Annotated in this window: 15 protein-coding genes; 3 read left to right on the top strand and 12 right to left on the bottom strand. The window is 34.0% G+C overall.

The genetic code is table 11. The annotated features are described in order from the left end of the window. Positions 1–10: 10 nt before the first annotated feature. The 10 genes from MKS83_RS05880 to MKS83_RS05835 all read right to left on the bottom strand — a co-directional run bounded on the left by MKS83_RS05880 (position 11) and on the right by MKS83_RS05835 (position 11,565). Complete coding sequence (locus MKS83_RS05880; RefSeq protein ID WP_240582390.1) at positions 11–526, bottom strand: hypothetical protein; 516 nt, start codon at positions 524–526, stop codon at positions 11–13. Then, entirely contained in the window at positions 486–1,019 is a 534-nt protein-coding gene (locus tag MKS83_RS05875) for a hypothetical protein (RefSeq protein ID WP_240582389.1), read from the bottom strand. Before MKS83_RS05875 ends, MKS83_RS05880 begins: the two co-directional genes overlap by 41 nt. Before the next feature lie 125 nt (positions 1,020–1,144). Beyond that, the gene (locus MKS83_RS05870; RefSeq protein WP_240582388.1) at positions 1,145–2,266 is read right to left on the bottom strand and encodes a hypothetical protein; all 1,122 of its coding nucleotides are present in this window, start codon (positions 2,264–2,266) and stop codon (positions 1,145–1,147) included. 62 nt (positions 2,267–2,328) lie between these two features. Next, a complete protein-coding gene (locus MKS83_RS05865) occupies positions 2,329–3,531 on the bottom strand; it encodes a phospholipase D family protein (protein WP_240582387.1) in 1,203 nt (400 codons plus the stop codon). Positions 3,532–3,557: 26 nt separating this feature from the next. Next, entirely contained in the window at positions 3,558–4,700 is a 1,143-nt protein-coding gene (locus MKS83_RS05860) for a DUF3800 domain-containing protein (protein ID WP_240582386.1), read from the bottom strand. Positions 4,701–4,815: 115 nt separating this feature from the next. Next, the gene (locus MKS83_RS05855) at positions 4,816–6,660 is read right to left on the bottom strand and encodes an ATP-binding protein (protein ID WP_240582385.1); all 1,845 of its coding nucleotides are present in this window, start codon (positions 6,658–6,660) and stop codon (positions 4,816–4,818) included. 2 nt (positions 6,661–6,662) lie between these two features. Next, a complete protein-coding gene (locus tag MKS83_RS05850; RefSeq protein ID WP_240582384.1) occupies positions 6,663–7,955 on the bottom strand; it encodes an SIR2 family protein in 1,293 nt (430 codons plus the stop codon). 207 nt (positions 7,956–8,162) lie between these two features. Continuing rightward, positions 8,163–9,185: a restriction endonuclease subunit S gene (locus tag MKS83_RS05845; protein ID WP_240582383.1), complete on the bottom strand. Its 1,023-nt coding sequence runs from the start codon at positions 9,183–9,185 to the stop codon at positions 8,163–8,165. Between the two features lie 2 nt (positions 9,186–9,187). Then, positions 9,188–11,047 carry a class I SAM-dependent DNA methyltransferase gene (locus tag MKS83_RS05840; protein WP_240582382.1) on the bottom strand — a complete coding sequence of 620 codons (1,860 nt, stop codon included), beginning with the start codon at positions 11,045–11,047 and terminating at the stop codon, positions 9,188–9,190. Positions 11,048–11,274: 227 nt separating this feature from the next. Further along, on the bottom strand, positions 11,275–11,565 hold the full coding sequence (locus tag MKS83_RS05835) for a hypothetical protein (RefSeq protein WP_240582381.1): 291 nt from the start codon (positions 11,563–11,565) through the stop codon (positions 11,275–11,277). A gap of 671 nt (positions 11,566–12,236) precedes the next feature. On the opposite strand from MKS83_RS05835, the gene MKS83_RS05830 reads away from it, so the two are divergent. From MKS83_RS05830 to MKS83_RS05820, 3 genes are read left to right on the top strand one after another with little or no spacing between them, the layout of a single operon-like run. Further along, positions 12,237–15,230, top strand: a complete 2,994-nt coding sequence (locus MKS83_RS05830; protein WP_240582380.1) for a SusC/RagA family TonB-linked outer membrane protein — start codon at positions 12,237–12,239, stop codon at positions 15,228–15,230. 55 nt (positions 15,231–15,285) lie between these two features. Further along, positions 15,286–16,662, top strand: coding sequence for a RagB/SusD family nutrient uptake outer membrane protein (locus tag MKS83_RS05825; RefSeq protein ID WP_240582379.1), 1,377 nt, complete (start codon positions 15,286–15,288; stop codon positions 16,660–16,662). Then, a complete protein-coding gene (locus MKS83_RS05820) occupies positions 16,596–19,154 on the top strand; it encodes an alpha/beta hydrolase family protein (protein ID WP_240582378.1) in 2,559 nt (852 codons plus the stop codon). The genes MKS83_RS05825 and MKS83_RS05820 overlap by 67 nt, the downstream gene beginning before the upstream one ends. A gap of 33 nt (positions 19,155–19,187) precedes the next feature. Here MKS83_RS05820 and MKS83_RS05815 read toward each other — a convergent pair whose 3' ends face one another. Next, positions 19,188–19,460: a hypothetical protein gene (locus MKS83_RS05815; protein WP_240582377.1), complete on the bottom strand. Its 273-nt coding sequence runs from the start codon at positions 19,458–19,460 to the stop codon at positions 19,188–19,190. 25 nt (positions 19,461–19,485) lie between these two features. Beyond that, positions 19,486–21,006 carry a MauE/DoxX family redox-associated membrane protein gene (locus MKS83_RS05810; protein ID WP_240582376.1) on the bottom strand — a complete coding sequence of 507 codons (1,521 nt, stop codon included), beginning with the start codon at positions 21,004–21,006 and terminating at the stop codon, positions 19,486–19,488. Positions 21,007–21,010 lie beyond the last annotated feature (4 nt).

Raw genomic sequence — 21,010 nt, 5'->3', positions numbered from 1 at the left:
TTAGATATTTTTAAAATTTTAAATTAAAACTATTTCTGAAAAAACGATTAACGATTTCTGTGATAGATTTGTTTATATAATCGTAATCCACGTAATTCTTAATTTTGAAAAAATGATACAGAAAATCGTTGTAGTTCTCATCTAAAATGGGATATGCCACCAAGTGAAAATTAATATCAGTAGAGTTTTCTATAAACGTACGATCAAATGAAAACATTCCCTTTTGAGCATAGGATATGAAATCTATCGTATAAAGTTCAATATTAAACTCTTTGTCAATTTCCCGTTTAAAAGATAATATCTCTCTTAGATTTGGATTTAACTCATACTTAAAAGGAGGTACAGATAAATTTTTCAGAAAATACCTAAAGTCGCTATGATTATTTTCAAAGAAGTTTTCGTCACTAATTTGCAATCCTGCTGTAGCAAAATGCATCAAGAAAAGTTCGCTTTTAAAAAACAAGTCCAAGTCAAAATCAGAAGAGTTATTTATTCTCATCACCAAAAATATAAGTACAGTTTTCACATCTAGAAATTTTTTCCATTGTCCTTGGACGTATTGCCTTAGTAAAACTAATATCCGTGACAATTAGTTTAGGTTCTACGCTGTAAATATTATTTACAGCCTTTATCTCCGCACATTTACCAATAATATTAGTACTTGTTGTCTGTGACGATTTTTTACCAATTTCTCCTAAAGATCTTAGAAGAATCCTTGTGGGTTTCAAATAACTATTAATTGACAAAAGTCTATGTGAGGTGCCAAAACTTGCATACTTCACACCCTTAGCTGCAATGCAACAAGCTACCAGTTCGTAGTTTCTATGATCTAATTTAACTCTAGTTTTTTTAGATGAGTAGAGCTCCTGAATCGTATTAATTCTATCTTTATATTTCTCTGAATTATAGATTAAAGTTTTTTCTAATGAATTTAAACTTCGTTTCTTTTTTATGACATAATGTGTCTTATCGAAATAGAAATTTAAGCTATTAATGAGTTGTCTAATATCCTTTTTCATGGTTATATAAAGATGTTAAGTTAGTATTTTCTACGTTAATGAATTGTTACTTTGAGTCAGAATGTTTAGGCTTTTTTAGTGTTATTGCAGTAGAACCCAGATTTCGATAAAAGCAATAGAAATTTCTAACTATTAGATTTCAACTCAATAGATACCTCTTCAAGATTCTGGATATATAATTTTGCTTTATTCATAAAAATATCATAGTCTAGTCTGCCAATATAATCAGGATACGGTCGTTCTGGATAGCATGATCTCCAGAACTCTAAAGCCACTTGGAGTGCCATTCTCGAAAAACGTTCTGCCTTCTCAATCCAATCTGCAGGCTTCAACCAAATTTGTTCCTTTGTAGGAGAGAAATGTACTGCTGAGTTTCTAAGACTTTCATAGATATTGAAAAATGAAATAAAAGGTTCTTTGATTTGATTTTCATCAGATGTTATAATAATAGTTTTACCATCATTTCTTATTAGCCTATGGTATCGTTCAATCTTCGATTTAAGCTGCAAAAATCTCCCGTTCTTTTTACCATTCAGTATTTCGGAGTCCATTTCAGATAAAACCATAACATTTCTTTTAGCATGACTATACCCCAAACTGTTGACAAAACATTCAACAAATGCGTAAAATGAAATAACTGATAGTCTCGAGTTAGCCGAAACTTCATACTTCAGATCTGTTATTTTTCTGATCGTATGTTCATCAAAGTCCTCCTCTCTTTCTTTTTCCAATAATTTCTGCTTAAAGTCCCCATAATTATTAAGCTGATCAAAAGCTTTTTGAGCTTTTACAAGTATATTAAAGGCATCTTTAAGCAAAAATTCTTCTTCAATTCCAAAATTACCCTTATGCGCATATAATCCGATCCTAAAATGATAGGGAATATGGTTGTATAATACAAGCCCTTTAATATTCATCCGATCTTCCAACCATCCATATTCCAATCCGTAAGAATAAATTTCAGAATCATTTTTAAAAAACTGATCCCAGTCTGCAACAATTTCATCTAAGCTTTTCTTGAGAGGAAAACTTTTTAAAAGCGGTGCCGCCATTTTTTCCAAATTAGATCTGATGTATGGAAGTTTTTCTAATATATCATCTTCCTTGGCAGATTTAAAAAAAACATAAATATCGCTTACCATTTTGTTGACCTCCTCAAAATTCGCATCAGGCAGAAATGAAGCCATCATCTTCAGGTATACGGCAATATTAAAAACCGAATTTACTTCTCTCTCTATATTGTTCATTTAACTTAATTCTTGCTGAAAACATAATTAAATATAAAGTCTTATCCTTTAAATATAAAGTCTTATCCTTCGTAGTGCAAACTGTCGAGAAATGCGGAACGCGCTAAACTAATTTTTGTTTCCATTTCATTTTTGGGATTAGGCTTTTGCCACCATTCACTGTCATAGATTCTTAAAATGATTTCATTCCAATATCTCTCGTTGTCCATTCTATTTCTAGTAATCCTAAAATCTTTACAGAGTCCATAGTTGTTTTTGCTGTCATAGCAAATAAATATGTCAGGTCTCTTCATGGCAAGTAATCTTGTACTGGTTGCTAAATAGTTTCCAGGTAATGCCATTTGAAAGTATTCCAGAAAATTGTCATAATTCATTTTAGTAATTTGCCCATTGAGCGGAATTTGATCTAAGGCTCTTGATATCAATTCACTGTTATCATTTATCTGTTTTTTAAACTTGCCTGCACCTTTCATACTTCCGAAGAATGCCCAATCTTCTGCTCCTTCAATTTTTAACAATAAATTATTTGGAATTCCTGCAATAAATTTTCTCTCGTCATCATCCAGTTCGTTGAAGTGTTTGGCTTTACTAAATAATTCTCTTGCTATCTCAATCACTTTAATTCTTCTTCGTACATCCCTTGAACCTTTTTTGTAGACATCAACAACAAATTGATCCCAAGATTTTGTTTGTAACTCAATTTTATGGATAGGCTTAGGTTTATCTTTGGATGCCCCGTATTGCCCAGATAAACTGTTTAATTTGGATTGTTGAATATTCCAGATCTTATTATAGTTTTCCCAATCTAATTCACTGAATGTTTTTCCATATTCAAATGATTCATCAATAAGTTGTAATGTGGTTTTATAAAGTTCATTGGCATTACTATCTTTAGATGTAACCAAAACACAAACCTCACAATTTTTTGAAAAAGCACTTGTTGTAAAATTGGCACTACCTATAATAAGTTCCCAATTATTTTCATCATTTGAAAACAAATATACTTTAGGGTGAAATGTTCCATCAGGCTGTTCTAAAAAATGAACCGCTGGGTCTTCTATAAATTCTTTGATAAAATTAGGATGAGTTTGATAGAAGTGTATTCCAACCGTAATCTTCACTATTTTGTGCCTGTTTTTGAGCAATTCATATGAAATTTCATTTCCCGCACTTGCCCACGCAGTTGCCCATTTAAAAAAATTGTAGTTTTTTATTAATCGTTTAAAATTATTATTTAAATCTTTTGGTGTTGTTATTAATTTCATTGCAAACCTGTAATAAAATCTCCTAATTATTTAATCATGCCTGAAATTATATCTTTCAAGGTCTCAAATTCTGGTTCATCCAAAATATCCAAAGAGTTATTTGTTGCTAATAATATAGCTTCCCTACATACATTAATTCTTCTTAAAAGTGGTATAACTATAGAGTTTCCGTGCTGCACATATTTTTTAATTTCATCGTAATTTGTAGGGATTTTATAACCTTCACGACTGCTACCAATAAGAATACCCTTATCTCTCAAACCTCCAACCATGTTTACAAACTGTTCTTTACTGAGTTTAGAATCTCTGTTTACATTGAGATGTTCAATAAATTCCTGTCCGGTTGTATAATTTTTGTAATGATTAGATTCGTGGTATCTAACTAATACCTTCAAAAAATTAATGGAATCTTGCTTTTGTTGAGTATCGGAAGAAGTTGTATCAAGATAATCAAAAATGCTTCTTAAACTGAGATCTGTAATTGCTTGACTGTAAAACTCATCGACCTTAGACTCATTATATTCATTAAGCTTATAAATCTTAGGAAAGTGGTTAATACTAATAATTTTTCCAGATAATGCTTTTAAAAATTGTACAGAATATTCACTTTTTTTATGTTCATCAAAAATATATCCCAAAGTTCCCGCAACAAAATCAGCAATCTGTACTCCTAGTTCTTTATCACTTTTATTGACAAAAAACTCTGAGCCTTCAAATAAAGTGCGAATGTGGTTCTGTCTTACATATTCTTTAAATTCAAGCATAAATTCATTCCCTCCGTGTTCGTCTACTTTCAGTTCAAGTTTTGGAAATGTCTTGTATAATTCTTTGTACAAAATACCGTTTAGATATTTGTAAAAAGATTTTTTATATTTAAAACCTTCGCCATATAATTTCGTCTTGTCGACTACAACAGAGTAAATATTAAACTTGAGTTTTGAAAGCTCACTTAAGACAAGCAGCCTCCTTTTGTGATTATCTTTTACTTTAGATGATTTGATTTCTCCCGTCTGAAAATATTTTGACCGGATTTTTTCAACTTCTATATAAAATTCTTCCAGATCTTCATAATTTACAATTACACTGGCAATAATAAAGTGAGAACTTTCCGTAGAAAATTTAAATGAATTATTCCCGAATTCGTCGGCAAAGGCAATAACCTGTTTCATGATTATAAAGTATTGCATTAAAAATACAGAAAATATAATCTGAATTTTTAATTTTGAAGAATAATTATAGTTTGGATAAATTTTAGAGGGAATTGTGGAGTTTTTTACTCCCTATCTAAATCCAATTTTCAGTTAATCTAATTGTCTTATTATCTGGTTCATTTGCTTTATCAATAGAAGCAATGTCAACCATAATGGGTATTTGTAAGCACTGTCCAGCAATTATACATGTGCCAGTCGGCAAAATGGGTAATGATTCAAAAGAAACTTTATCCAAATATGATACAGTTCTCTCAACAGCAATAATATCATTATTATTAATTAATCGGTGTAAAATGAAATTATGCAGTTGTGAAATAATAGTTGCAGAAATATCCGAAGGCCTTTGACTGGCTATTGTCATAAAAACACCAAATTTTCGCCCTTCTTTTATTATTTCTTCAAATGTTTCTAGTCGATAGTCTTTCCATGTTTCACTTTCTCTTTCGGAAATGTATGAAAGAATATTGTGAGCTTCATCAACTATTATATTTAAGGATTTTTCTTTTTTTCTATTGTGTTTTTTATGTTCCGAGTAAAGTTTTTGTGACACAAGTAGCGGAATCATTTTCTTTATATGTGTGTTAGTTTTATGTAAATTAATAACACAAAAAAAGTTATCATCCCAAAAGTCTTCTTCATCTAAATCATCTACAACTTTAATTACAGCATCAATATCTTTATGGAAACTTTTTAGCTTATTTATTACAGGAGAAATATGTTCGTTTGCAGCTCTATTGCTAAAGATATCATGTATTAATTGTAAATAAAGGAAATGTATAATTCTCGAAATAAAGTCTTCGCTAAATTCATATCGATTTACTTGTTGATAAAGTAATGTATCTTCTATACTTTCTGGGTTACTTCGTAAATATGTGCCGTCAAATACAAATTCACCAAATTTATTGTTGAAATCAACATCGCTCGCTAAATCAATTTCGATATTATCATCGTCGTATAGCGAAGGTAAAATTTCTCTAAAATAATCAAGGAGTAGCTCAGCTTTAATTTTATCAGCCATTTTATATACATCTTTGACCCTTTTTCTAAGGATATTCTGAAAATATTCTAAAGGATCTTCTGAATAGAAAATTTTTTTATAAAACTCTAATGTTCTTGCTACAAACGGTTTTTGCGTCTTTTCCGTCGCATTTGCAATTATACTGAACAGATCTTTATCTAGTAAATCGCTTTCGTAAAAAATCAGTTTATCCTTCTTTTTTATAGCACGAGTACTTAAATTATAAACTTTTTTTTCTTCAATTATACTGTATTTTGATTCATATTCTCCGTTAAAATCAAATAAAAGAAATTTTGCATTTTTTTTAAACTTTTCTTCGTGTTTAAATTTCGTGAAAAGTTCATAGTATATTTTTGCCAAAGTATATGATTTACCACTTCCTGTGTTTCCAAAAATACCAATATGGCTGGCAAAAAGTTCATTGATACCAATTTCCACACTTTGGTTGGGCTCATGAGTTAAAGTTCCAATATTTAATGGTAAATCTGCTTTTCCTACAAATTGGTGTACATCTTGAAATTCTTTTTTATCTAGCAGAAAACATTCATTATTAATCAGAGGAAGCTCTTTGATACCCCTTTCAAAGCCACGTTTCGTAAAGAAGCCTAAGAGTTTTACTATTAAAATACGCTTGATTTTCTTTTTTTCATTTGTATAATTCTTATCAGTAAAATAAGAATCTTCATAAATATATTCGCCGTCAACTTTACCAATAATACGATTAAATCCTTTTGTAATTTTAATATAGCTGTTTACCGAAATATTTCTAATTATTTCACCATTGTACAATAGATGTGAACTATTCTTACTTTTATCAACTTCAATTTTTATTGTTCTTCCTTCAACAGAAACTACTTTACCAACTTTAAAAATAGAATCTTTTTGTAAATCTTTTTCCATTCTTACAAACAATTAATATTATCCAACATTTTTTTAAAGATGGTTTCATTGATGACGTTAAGATTAAAATTGTCAATCTCATTTAATAATTCCACATTATGAAAATCTTTTAAATCAATATTATCCAATTTAAGATTATTAACTATATCTGTTGCAGCTTTGGTGTAAGAAGAAATAAAAACTTTTAGAGTAGGATTAGATCTTATGGCACGAAAAGTAATATCTCGGATATGCTCGTCTGCCATTGAAAAGCCGAAAATAAATAATACACTATTTTCTTTTTCTAGTTCATTCGCATAAAGCCTTAACATTTCATAATATGACTTGTTGAATGTCGTATCTTTGAATTTTGCTTTTGTTGGATTTACAACTTGAAGTTTTTCATACGCTGAAACGAAATCTTTAGTATCTATAATTGTTGTTTTTTGTGCTTCTTTAACAATTTCTTTAAAGGGAATATTTTTTTTGTGTTTATTCCAATAATCATTATCTAACTTAATTATGTCTAAAAATTTGATTTTATTGTACTCTTTTTCAATTGAATATATTGTATCAATATTATTGAACATTAATTGATTACCTTCAAGTTTCCACGTAATTGATCCATGTATTTTTAATAGATTATAAACAGGGATTTCGGCAATATTATCGTAATGAAGACTTTTCTGATAAAAAGATTTTTTAAAATTACTCAAGCTAAAAGTTTTCTTGAAAACACCATTAAACCCATCATTAAAATGCAGATTTAGATCTTCGATCACTTTTTCTAAAAATATATCGATATTTGTTGTAAATAAATTTGTCTGTTTATTTACTGTATTACTCCTTCTTTGATAAACTATTTGATTAATTAATCGAAGAAAATCCTTGTAACCTTTGTAAGTGTTTTGAAGTTTTTCAATATCGTTTTTTGGTGCTGAAATTAACTCATCTTTAATTGAAACTTCATCATATAAGATAATATTTTTTTGCATTGCTACAACAAAATAACTTGCATATAAACTCGCTTTAATATAATCTCTTAAATCTGCTTTTAATGAATTATCATTTTCTAATTCAGTGAGCCAAATTTCAATATTTCCTAACGTTCCAAAAAAAGGATTTGAAAGGCCAGAACCTATTAAAAAATTTACATTACAATCTTGGATTATATTTTGCCAAGTCTTTAGCTTTTCATTAAATGGATTTGGGGTAGAGCTCATTTTTCTATGGTTATTAGTGTCAATCTGTTTATTTAAAGAACAGATTTTATCAAAATTAAAAAAAAATTCTTTCGTTATATTACGGTTTACCATACTTAATTAAAAGTCACACTGATTTTAATTAAGTCTTCTTGCTGATTTTAATGTTTATATTGATTTTAGATAATTTAAAAAACTCACATGAAAAACTCCAAAGCAAAATGCTTTGGAGCTTATAAAATTGTTATTAAGTAGCTACTTCTTAAGAAAGTATACCTTTCTTATCCAATGGAAAGATATTTTACTCTACAGTTGATGAATTTAAATTGAAGAGCTGAAGTTCAGACTCTTAATGTAGTTTTCCATAAATAACCAATCTGGATTACCATCTTTATTAATTGGTAATTTTATTATTGAATTAGGCATTCTAATAGGTCTCCATTTTCTACCATATCCCCATCTATATTTTTCTCTCCTAATTAATGTACACAAAAACATTGCAATATATTTATTAAGAGTAATAGATTTATCTTTTAAGTAGATTGGATTTACATCGTGTGAACAAGTAAATCTTTTTTCTTGAAAGAATGCCTCACCGACTGAACCATTATTACTAATGGTTATGCAATTTCCCTCAAATATTTTGCCGCTAAAATCTACATCAGTAATTTTCCCTATCTTGTTATATATTGCAACATCTGAAATTTTGATGTGGGAGGTTATTCCATTTGATTTTTCTGTAGCTCCAATAAACGGAATAGTATCTGGTGATTTTTCGGAAACAGGAGGTTTTTTGTTATAAAAACCTTTACATATTTCAAAAATCTCATCGTAACGAAAAGATTTCCAATTTTCAGGTTTTAATTGTAAATCAACATTTTTTATTATTGGTTGACTATTGGAATCAAACGATTCATTATGGTAGTTGGTTACCCAAGTTGGAACCTCAGTTAAATCAGGAACTAATAAACTTTTTAAAGTTCGATTTGCTTGTCGCCCCCAGCTATATTTATATCTGTTTTTAGTTATACATAAGCAGTAATATAGTAAAACTGATTGATCCATATTATACTTCGGTTTTAATCTAGCAACATGATAACCAGTATAGAATTCGCGATTTTGTATAAATGTAGACAATACTCCATTTCCACTTAAAGCACAGGTTAGTTCTCCAGCAGGTGCCGGTTGAATTTCAGGAATTTGTTTCACATAGGCTGCTATACCATTTTCACCAGATTTTCGTGAAACAAATGCAATACCTTCAGAAGGATTGCATTCTTCTAATTTATTTAATTCAAGTGAGTGCCCATACTGTATATCAAAAATTTTATTTAATGGTACCATTATTAAAGTTTATTTAACATTTTAAAGACTGAGTAGTCTTTTACTACTTTGGCAAATTCATCTTCAGTGATTTTTGAGTAATCAGTTTGAAGGTAAGCCTCTGCAACCCACTCATCATTTGATGTAACATATTCCATAACTGATTCACCCGCTTTAACTTCTTTGTTCCTATACTGTTCAATCCAGTAGTCTCTAATGCCAGCCCACCTATTATTTAAATCAACTCTGCCTAAATGTTTAGTTTTTTCGAAACCGTCCTCTCTCCAGTATCCAAACCAAGTTTTTTTATTTGATGTTTTGTGTGGTATATGTGCTTCGAATACAACTATACAAGTAGGCGCACCAACAGGATAAAATAGCTCAATAGGCATAGTCATTACAGCCAGTAATGTATGTTTTTTTAAAAGTTCTTCTTTTGCAGAATGTGGTGATATTACTGTATTCATTGGAATTATAGCAACTCCAGTAGCACCTTTTTGCAAGAGATCCAACATGTGTTTTACAAAATATAACTCATGAAGTTCCACATCACTTTTAGCTTGTGAATAAGGAGGGTTTAATAAGCCTATTGTTGGTTTAGTCTTTTTTATTGCACTTGTTATTGCATTATCAAAGCAACTTCCTTGGTGTAAATTAGCTTTGCCATCACCGCGAAGAATCATATTACTTGCAGCAAGTGAAAACATTTTAGGTGAATTTTCAACTCCAATTAAACGATTTCTCTTAATGTCAATTCGTTCGTCATCAGTAACAGCTTGTTTCAACATCTGTTGCATGGCTGAAATTAAAAATCCACCAGTTCCAGCACATATATCTAGGACGACATCTGTTTTTTGAACATTTGCTATTAGAGAAAATAATTCAGCTATATGTTTTGGAGTTAAAACTATTCCTAGAGCTTTCTTATCTCCTGCTGTATATTTCAAAAATTCTCCATAAAATTGGCCTACTACGTCAAAATCGTGATATATACTTATAAAAGGCCATACATTATCATTTATTCTATCAATTACCTCTTTAAAAACACCATCAGGGTATTCTTTTTCAGTACGACTATCCGGTTTACCTAAATTTGGATGAACTGCAATAGTGGTATAGGGCTGAATCATTGTGTCCTTTTTCCCTTGTTGAATTTCAGCTTTATTTAACTCCTTTTTTATGGCATTGATCCAGGCTTCTTGAACGTCTTCAGCATTTAAATATTTATATGACTTTTGGAACGCATCATTCATTAAGGCAATTAAAGTACCACTAACTAAAAGAGGTTTATCTTCTTCAGATACTTTTGCTTTTGCCCAAATAAATTCATGCAATTCTCTTGAAAAAGAGATTAGATCCGAGTACCTTTTTTTTGAAACCTCTGGGTCAAAAGATGCTAATCTATAATAATCTTCAAATTTAAGTAGCATTTCAATTTCCAAGCCATGTTCATTAACTAAATTTCTATAGGAATCTTGCTCACTAGGAAATAGAAAAGTTGAAATCTTTAAATTATCCTTGCTATATCCGCTTACTGCTATTGCTAAAACTGTATATTTTTTTGATAAATGCTTTGCATAATGAATCACTCCATCAACTGCAAAACCAACTGGTCTATCGTAATTTTGACTTTCATGTTTTTTAATATCAGACTTACATTCAATAATAATAATGAAATTTGGATCCAATTTATTTGATATAATAAATTCAGGGTAACCAATATTTCCTTTAGAATTTTTACTAGCTTTTGACAATAAATTCTTAACTTTTATTATTTCTGACTTTTGCTCTTCTATTGTTATTCCATTATCAGGGTTGTAGTAATCTAAATCTCTAAGATTATCGCGGACGATATTTTCTGTTATTCTTTCATTCTTGGACATCTAATTCCTTTTAAATCTTCTGCAATTTACAATTTTCATTTTTAGGCAGAAAACACCTTTTAATACTACATATTACCTTTTATGTTTTAGATATCAATTTTAAGTAAATGATTTAGAAGTGTCTAGCAGAGTAATAAGTTTGATATAAATTTTTAAGATAAAAAAGTCTTAATATAGAAGTAATTAAGCTTTTTGTAAATTATGAAATTACAATTATAGTTGGTATTTTATTTGTAATGCTTTTCTTGAAATTCTGTAATTTCTTCATTTGATATATTGCAGTATTGATGACCAAAATCTGACATTGTAAATCCCATTGATTCGACAATAAGAGTTATTGTTACCATTGATGATCTTTTTTTACCACTAAAAGCATTTGTTACAGTTGCTTTTCTAATATCAGCATTAGAATTTATAGCAATTTTTTCATAACTATCAATGATGTCAAAATCATAGCTTTGAGAATGACTTTTATTGCGGCTAAGTAATAGCCGTAATGCAATAGCAGTCTTTATCATTATGATTTTTTCAACATCATCAAACATGAATGCAATTAAAAACTATTCAAATTTTTATTCGGTACGCTTTTGTTTACCAATTAAATTTTTATTATATTTGTAAAATAAGTTACAATAAATGTAACTTTGCGATACTTCAAAGAAATATAGAAGCTATTGCTTAGAATCTTGTAATAGAAAACTGGTAATTTTAAGGAAACAAGAGGATAAGTATTAAGCTCACGACCTAGGCGTGGGCTCTCTTATCTGTTTCCAAGGTATACCAGTACCCCTATTACGGATAATGTAGAGTTCCCACGCCGTCTTTTTTCAATGCTGTTCGCCTTATCTCTACATAAAAATCTAAGCCCGCTCTACGCATAAAGTATCAGACTACACGATACAATAGGAGGGTACAACCTATTGCGGCTTTAAAAAGCTTACACGGGAACACAGATTTCATTCATATTACATTCTTTCCGGTGCCTTAAGGTCACTGCTTACAGAACCTCACCAGTCCTTTTTCATACCAAAGGGCATCAGGAAAGTCTTTATCTAAAAAATGAATCAAAAAACTACTCAACTTAAAAATCAGAAGAAAGAAAAAAGCCCTTCCCATAGAGTTTGCAGACCAACGGGAAAGAGCGTAGTTCAGTAATTAATCTTTAAAAATTAAAAACCTTTACAAATTTATGAAAAATTCCTATTACCATATAGGAGGCATTTTCTTTGGGCTTATGTTTACCACTGTAAGCATCCATACAAAAGCCCAGACACGCACCATTTCCGGTACCGTTACCACATCCGGCAAACCTTTACAAGGAGTCATCATCTCCCAAGATGGTAGTGATCAGGTAACCACAACCGGCAACAACGGAACCTATACCTTACAGGTTTCGGCAGAAAATCCCATCCTATTGTTCAGACACCCTGATTATGCAGAAGAGAAATTTACCTTCACTGATCAGAAAGTCGTTAATATCAGCTTAGAACAAAAAGTAAAGGGAATCGAAGAAGTTATTCTCAACGCTGGCTACTACAAGGTTAAAGACAAGGAAAGAACTGGTAGTATTGCCAAGGTTTCAGCAAAAGATATAGAAAATCAGCCGGTCAACAATGTCCTGTCAGCAGCGCAGGGAAGAATGGCAGGAGTCAGTATCACCCAAAATTCAGGAACTCCCGGAGGGGGATTTGATATTCAGATCAGAGGCAGAAACAGCCTTCGGACCCGAAGCAATTCTGTCATTGATGGCAATCAGCCACTCTATATTATAGACGGTGTTCCGGTGGGTACGGGAATCAGTTCCTCCTATGCAGGAAGTATCCTTCCCAATGCAGATATCAATCCGCTGAATAGTATCAATCCTAACGATATTGAAAGTTTCGAGATCCTGAAAGATGCGGATGCTACTGCTATCTATGGCTCACGGGGTGCTAACGGAGTGGTACTGGTGACCACCAAAAAAGGGAAAAGGGGAAAGGTAAAACTGACCCTGAACTCTTCATATGGACTGAGCCATGCCATTTCAAACCTTAAAATGATGAATACTGCTCAGTATCTTGATATGAGAAAGCAGGCATTTGCCAACAGCAATATCTCTGTCTACCCCGCTAATGCCTATGACATCAATGGAACCTGGGATTCCAACCGTTATACGGATTGGAGAAAAGAACTGATTGGTCATTATGCCGCCCTGTCTAATACCCAGTTGTCACTCAGTGGGGGAGGCGAAAATACTAACTTCCTGCTCAGTCTTGGTCATCATGAACAAACCACGGTGTTCGGCAGGGATTTCAGGTACAGAACCAATACCATTTCAGGAAATATCAGCCATAGGTCTGCTGACAGGAAGTTCAGTTTCAACTCATCGAATATTTTTACAGCAACAGACAATAACCTGATTACCTCTGATGCAACAAGACAGTCGTATATTCTGGCTCCCAATGCTCCTGCTCTCTATGATTCAGAAGGTAACCTTAACTGGGAGAACAATACGTTTACGAATCCCGCAGCTGCCTTTGAGAACTCTTATTCCAATAACAATCTGCAATTCCTTAACAACATCAGCATGGAATATGAAGCTTTTAAAAACTTTAAGCTTAAGCTCAACGGTGGCTTGACTTATCAGACTTTTGAAGAATGGTCACTTCGTCCGAGTACGGCGTATAGTCCTTCTGCAGGAGCAACATCCCTCAATTCGATGTCTTCAAAATCCAATCAGAACAGACTGTCTATGGTGATAGAGCCACAGATAAGCTGGATGTACAAAACAGGTAACCATAAATTTGATGTACAGGTGGGAGGGACCTATCAGAGAGATGTTTCAGACCGGGGTGAAATTCAGGGATCAGGTTTTGAAAGTAATGCATTAATCTATAATATAGGGGCTGCAATCAATAAAGTCGTCCTTGACCAGATCAGTACAGAATACCGATACGGTGCTTTTTTCGGCAGAATCAACTATCAGTACGATAAAAAATATATCCTCAATCTTACAGGAAGAAGAGACGGCAGCAGCAGATTCGGTCCGAATAATAAATATGCAATATTCGGTGCCATTGGGGCAGCATGGCTGTTTTCGGAAGAAGACTTTATGAAGAACATCTCATGGCTCAGTTTTGGAAAGCTGAGAGGGAGTTATGGTTCATCAGGAAGTGATAATATCGGAGATTACCAATACCTGGATACTTTTGCCACCGCCAACCTCATCTATAATGGCAGCACCGGACTGGCTCCAACAAAACTCTACAATCCTGATTTCAGCTGGGAAAGAACCATCAAAACAGAAGCTGCTCTTGAACTAGGATTGTTCAACAACAGGCTTAACCTAAGCGCTGCGTATTACCGAAACCGTTCCGGAAATCAACTGGTAGGCTACCAGCTTTCCTCGGTAACGGGATTCAGCAGTGTACTGGCTAATCTGGATGCAGTCATTCAGAATACAGGACTTGAATTTGAGGCCAGCGGCAAAATTATCAGTAAAGGAAATTTTTCATGGAGTAGCTCATTCAATATCACCATTCCACGAAACAAGCTGATTTCCTTTCCGGGACTTGAAGGTTCATCCTATGCCAATACCTATGTTATCGGACAGCCTGTGAACATTGTTAAAATCTACCAGCTTCAGGGGGTAAACCCCAATACCTTCGTCTATGATTTTACCGATTTCAATGGCGATGGAAAGATCGCATCACCGGATGACAGGCAGGTAATCAGAAACCTTGGACAGCAGTTTTACGGAGGACTAAGCAATGAATTACGTTACCGAAACTGGAACTTGTCTTTTTTGCTGCAGTTTGTAAAGCAACAGAGCCGAAACTATAATTCTGCAATGTCTTCTCCGGGCATCATGGCGAATCTCCCTGTAGAGGCATTGAATGTATGGTCGCCTTCGAATCCCAACGGACTTTATATGCCATACCGCTCCACGTCCAATTCTTCCCACAGCCTTTTTCAAAATAGTGATGCCAGTGTTTCTGATGCTTCATTTATAAGGCTTAAAAATGTGCAGCTTACCTATAATCTTTCTTTGGATTCAGGTGTTTTCAGGGAAGTCAAGCTTTATTTTCAGGGGCAGAACCTTTTGACGTGGACGGAGTTCTTTGGAATTGATCCCGAGATGACCACATTTGGATTCCTGCCTCCCTTGAAAACGTACTCATTTGGTATTCAGCTTACGCTGTGATGAATACTTAACGGAAACCGAAGACCGTCACATTATTTAATCCAATATAAAAGCAATGAAATCAATATTTAATATTATAATAACGGCAGCGCTCATTTATCTGATGAGCATCGCCGTATCGTGTGAAAAAATTCTTGAAGTGGAATTGCCTGACAACCAAATACTGTCAGAAACCGTCTTCAGTGATACCCAGACTGCCAACGCAGTATTATCAGGATTGTATGCCGGATTGTGGGAATCATCGCCTGTTACGGGTGATCAAAGCGGAAGGCTTTTGGGTCTCTACACTGATGACCTGACCTACTATGCAGTCAGTGCCACCAATGGATTGCCTGAACTGTCCAATAATACACAGATTGATTCCAATCAGTTTGTAAGTTCGTTCTGGAATGCTGCGTATCAGAAAATATATGTCAGCAATTCCATACTTGAAGGGCTTAAAGAAGCGCATCATATTCCGGAAGCTGATAAAGCAAGGATAAAAGGGGAGACCCTGGTCATCCGTTCTTTACTCTTTTTCTACGTTCAGCAGGTTTACGGGGATATTCCGTATCCTGTGACAACCAATTACATGATCAATCAGAGCATTTCAAAAACATCTTCTGCAGAAGTGTTGATGAGAATTGAATCTGATATAAAAGAAGCTATTGAACTGCTTTCCGATACCTACCGTCATAATGAACGCATCTATATCAATAAAAAAGCAGCGCAGCTTCTTCTCGGCAAGGTTCAGATGCAGCAGCTGAAATGGACGGAGGCAGAAGCCACCTTGAAAACAGTTGTTCAGAGTCCGCTCTATCAGTTTCAAAATGATATTACTAAGGTCTTTCTTAAAAATGGCAGCCATATTATCTGGCAGCTCAGACCTAAAAACAATGGGGATGCGGTAAGGGAAGCAACGATTTACTATTTTGCTAATGTTGCTCCGACCTCTATGGCGCTTTCCGCATCTTTGGTCAGCTCATTTCAGAATGGAGACCTTCGCAAGCAATATTGGATGGGAGTGGTTACTGTAGGGGGTAACACCTGGTACAGAGCAGAAAAATACAAAGCAAGATCTGCCAACTCCACAGAAAATTCCATTGTCTTCAGACTGGAAGAAGCCTATTTGCTTTTGGCAGAGGCTCTGACACAGCAAAATAAAACGACGGAGGCTTTACCGTTTATTAATCCGATCAAACAAAGAGCGGGACAGCCATTGCTTGGCAGTGCTGTTACACAACAGCAGCTTCTTGAAGAAATCCTTAATGAAAACAGAAAAGAGTTTTTTACAGAAATGGGACATCGCTTTCTTGATTTGAAAAGAGCAGGAAAGCTTAATGAACTACAGCAGACTAAGCCCAACTGGCAGGATAAACACAAAGTATGGCCTCTTCCACAACAGGAACTGCTGCTCAATACCCATCTGAATCCTCAAAATTTAGGTTATTAATGAGAGTGTATTGTTTTATTATTCTGCTGTGTTCTCTGCATTGCTATAAAGCGCAGAGAACGATTAAGGAATTGGACCAGTGGATGTCACGGTTCTCAACAATGATTGGTCAGATGAAAGTATCCGATGATCAGCGATTCGTTTTGCTGACCAAAATGTACGCGAATAATTCTGATTCAGTTTTTGTATTTGACCGTCAATCAGCAGTAAGCCCATCCGATACCATTTTAAAAAAGAGCAACATCAGTTTTCTGAATAATCATGCTGTTTTTGCTTCAGGACCGGGCAGGGCTGAATTCATTGATCTGAAGTCAAAAAAAAGAGAAATTTATGGTAGTGTACAGCGCTGCAACGCCAATGAACCCCTGAAGCAATATGTAATATTGGGTACTGATAAAAACCTGAAAATTTATAATTCCCAAGGAAAAGTGCGTCACGATGAGGCAGGAACATTGAACTATACTATTTCGGAGCAAGGACAGGTTTATATTCTTGCTAAAAGTGGAGGATTTCATAAAATATTGAAATGGAATGGCAGCGCTATGAAACTGCTTTATTCTACTGCAGCTAACATTGTTGCGATGGATCTTTTAGAATCAGAGAGATTTATTGTCCTAAAGGAAAAAGAAAAAACAGATTCCAATGGAAAGATCAGGGCAAGATTGTTAAGAATATCAGACGGACAACTGTTTTATAACGACCAGATCAGCCTAGGAGAAGCCCAAAGCATTAAAGTAACTGAAGCAGGTCATTCCGAAACTTTTTTGATTGATATTTCCGTCAAGAAAACTCCTGAGAAAATAGAAAAACTAGAAATATGGTATGGGGGAGACAAGTATCTGCGTAATAAGGACCAAGAATGGACCGATCATCAGTATAGCCTATGGAATGTTAAAAATAATCAAGTTCGTTCAATTCCTCATAATGCAATGCAGGTCTATATAGCGACAGACAATCCACGCTATTTTTGGACGTATAATCTTAAAGAAGATAATGATTACCGGGGATTCCGAAGCCTGAATATATACCGATATGACCTTTTCGAAAATAAATCTGAACTTGTTTTTGAGAATGCTTCAGAAATGGTGATAGGAAAGGATGGTCGTTACACCATTGGATTTCTGATGTATAAGAATCAATGGATGGTATACGATCATCAATTAGAGCAGAAAAAAATTATTGATTATAATACAACACTGAGCTATCCGATCTTTATGTCGGATGACAGTTTGCTCTTTACAGGAGGAGACCGACTGATCAGCTATCATCTGGAAACAGGTGTGGTAAAAACAGTTTTCAAGCAAGAGAACAGCAAAATCAGCTTTCATGAATACACTGGAAAAATGATTCATCAGATGGAATCTTTTAAGATAACACAACGAACTATTGAAATGTCTCAACCGTTGATGCTTCATATCAGGAGAGAAGACCATAATGATTCAGGATATTATTCTTATGATAAAGGTAAACTCAAAGAAATGCTGCCGTACAGCAGCAACAGGATCAAAATGTTCTCGTATAAGGATAGGCATGATTTAATGTATTCGATCGAAGAAAACTACAACCTTTCTCCGAAGCTGTACAGCAAAAGCAAGTCATCAGGTCAAAAGAAGGTACTTTATGCAACCAACCTTCATGATAAAGAAGCTATAGACCTACAGCAGGATGTTATTTCATATACCAATAGTGAAGGTAAGCATCTGAAAGGGGTTCTATATTATCCCATTAAATTCGACAAGACAAAAAAATATCCTTTGGTGGTACAGGTATACAGTATTCAGCATGATGAGTTCAACAAATACCTGTATCCCGCCTGGGGACCCAGTGGATTCAATATCCGCCTATTGCTTGAGAACGATTACATGGTTTTTCGGCCAGATATTGTTTCAGACCACAGGGGTCCAGGAATTTCGGCGCTTGATTGTGTTCATTCCGGACTGGATGCGATTCGGGGAAATGTCAATATTGATTTCAGGCGTATTGGTTTGACAGGACATTCATTTGGTGGGTATGAAACCAACTTTATCGCTACCCATTCGGAAAGGTTCGCAGCCTATGTCTCAGGGGCAGGTCTCAGTGACATTATGAATACTTACTTTTCATTTAATGAACTGTTTAAAATAGCAGACTATTCAAGATTTGAAACCGGGCAGTTTTCAATGGGAATTCCTTTTTCAGAAGATAAGGATCTGTATTATAGAAATAATCCCATCAATTATATTGAAAAAGTAAATGCACCGGTATTGCTTTGGGCAGGTAAGAGAGACACGAATATTCCACCAACACAAACCATGAGCTTTTACATGGGATTATTAAGAAACAGAAAAAAGGTGGTGGTACTGATGTATGAAAATCAGGAACACACGGTCAGGAAAAATTCCGATGACATCAAGGATCTTAATACTAAAATCATAGAGTGGTGGGACTATCACCTGAAAAACCGGAAAGATATAGCATGGATTGATAAAGAAATGAAAAGGGACGCTGAATAGCGTCCCTGATTTAATACTTAATACAATAAAGCACTAAGGAATTTTATAAAGCGGTGTTCCGCACATCGTGCCTGAACCGATTCTATGCAGTTCAACACTGGTGTCCAGTGCCCATTCACAGACATCTCCGGAAACGATATTGCTGCATTCCTGATCAGCATCCTCGCATTGGAACTGACCTCCGCCCAAGCTTACTATTCTGTAAGCCGGCTCTAAAGCTTGTGTACTCTTCTTTGCCAGCATGGTGGCAAAAGCTGACCCTGTTCCCAGTGCTACTAGGATGACAGGAAAAAGAATTTTTTTCATAATAAAAAAATATTTGATTTGCTGCCTACTCTGAAACACGGTTTTCGGCTTCCCCGTTTTTAAAATGTTTTTTCAAGGGCTGGGTAAGTTTATATTGTACCAGCTGATCACCAACAATTGCATACAAATGCTCATCGGTAACTCTAAAATCTGACATACTGTTATTTTGAATATTGTCGATATACATGCTGCCAATATATTCTTGAGATGCTGTATTATAGATGTCGATGACTTTGCTTTCCTTCCACCTGTTTAAAGATTCATGTTTTCCTCTTAACTGAGCAGGGTTAAATAACAGACCTCTGTATACTATTGCATGTCCATTGACTTTTAATGCGGGTTTAGACATTTTAGATTTTCCATTGGAGAGCGGGGATACTTTGATCTGTGCAATTTTAGTCGTGTCAATAGTTCTCCATCTGTGAATAAGCTGCATGGAATGGTTCATTACAAGAAACTGGTTTCTATAACTGTAGATATAGCTTACAGTCGGTGTTGTAGGATCAGATGACAGATAGCCGTCAGAATCAAAAAAACCGTCCAACTGCTTTTCAAGTAAACCAGGATGCAGTGTCACTTGATTTTTGACATTGTTATTGATTAAAATGGTTCCTAGCGTTAAATTATTGGTTTTAGATGAGAGGGTACGGATCGCAATTTTATTACTGTCAATAATTTCAAGTTGGCTAAAAAATGCATCGTTAAGACTGATGACTTTATTTTGCGTACCACCCAACTTACCTTTTAATATGATGGGAACATTTCCATCATAGATATAATAATTATGATCTTTAACCTTAATCTCTATTTTTTTAAATGGATATTTGTTGAGTTCCAGATCAATTTTGGTGTTTTTAACTTTATTTAAAAGTGAATCAACTAATAATATATTTTGAGGGAGACTTCGGTTGGCTAAGTAAAGTTCTTCATTTTTTGCACCGGCAAAATAAAATGAACCGTTATCTAAATTCATACTTTTTATTTTTAAAATGGGATGCATCAGAAACCTTCTGGTAAAATTGTTTTCCTGTTTTATTATGTGTTCTGACTTAAAAAACAGGACAATGACAAGAATACAACTCAAAATATTGGAAACTCCTAAGATTAATGCTATTTGGCGGTGAGTTTTATGAACTGCTTTTTCAATGATGAAAACTGATAAACCTCCCATCATTACACAAAGAATATTAAAAATCAGATGTTCAGTCCATCCCATCTTTTCCAAAATTCCTCCACAGGAGCAGGGAACAAATTCGCTATAGTTCAATATGAGGAAAATGTAAATTGTAAATGCTGACATGAGTGCTGTTGATGCGTACAATCCCAAAAGATTGGTTCTCGTAAACATTAGCAGTAATACAATTACGAGTTCTAAAGCAATAACTCCGTAAGAAACAAGTCCAGCATAAGCGCTTAAAAGCGGAGATTGACCGATTTGAACCTGAAAGTTTTCAAACTCTAAAAGCTTACTTACACTTGCGTAAATGAACAGGAGAATAAAGAAATAGGATATACCTTTTACTAAGATGCTTTTATAATCTTTCATGGCT

The sequence above is a fragment of the Chryseobacterium sp. Y16C genome (assembly GCF_022488405.1).
Classification (GTDB): domain Bacteria; phylum Bacteroidota; class Bacteroidia; order Flavobacteriales; family Weeksellaceae; genus Chryseobacterium; species Chryseobacterium geocarposphaerae.
The sequence above is the reverse complement of the archived record's forward strand: the minus strand, read 5'-3'. Positions and strand labels throughout refer to the sequence as shown.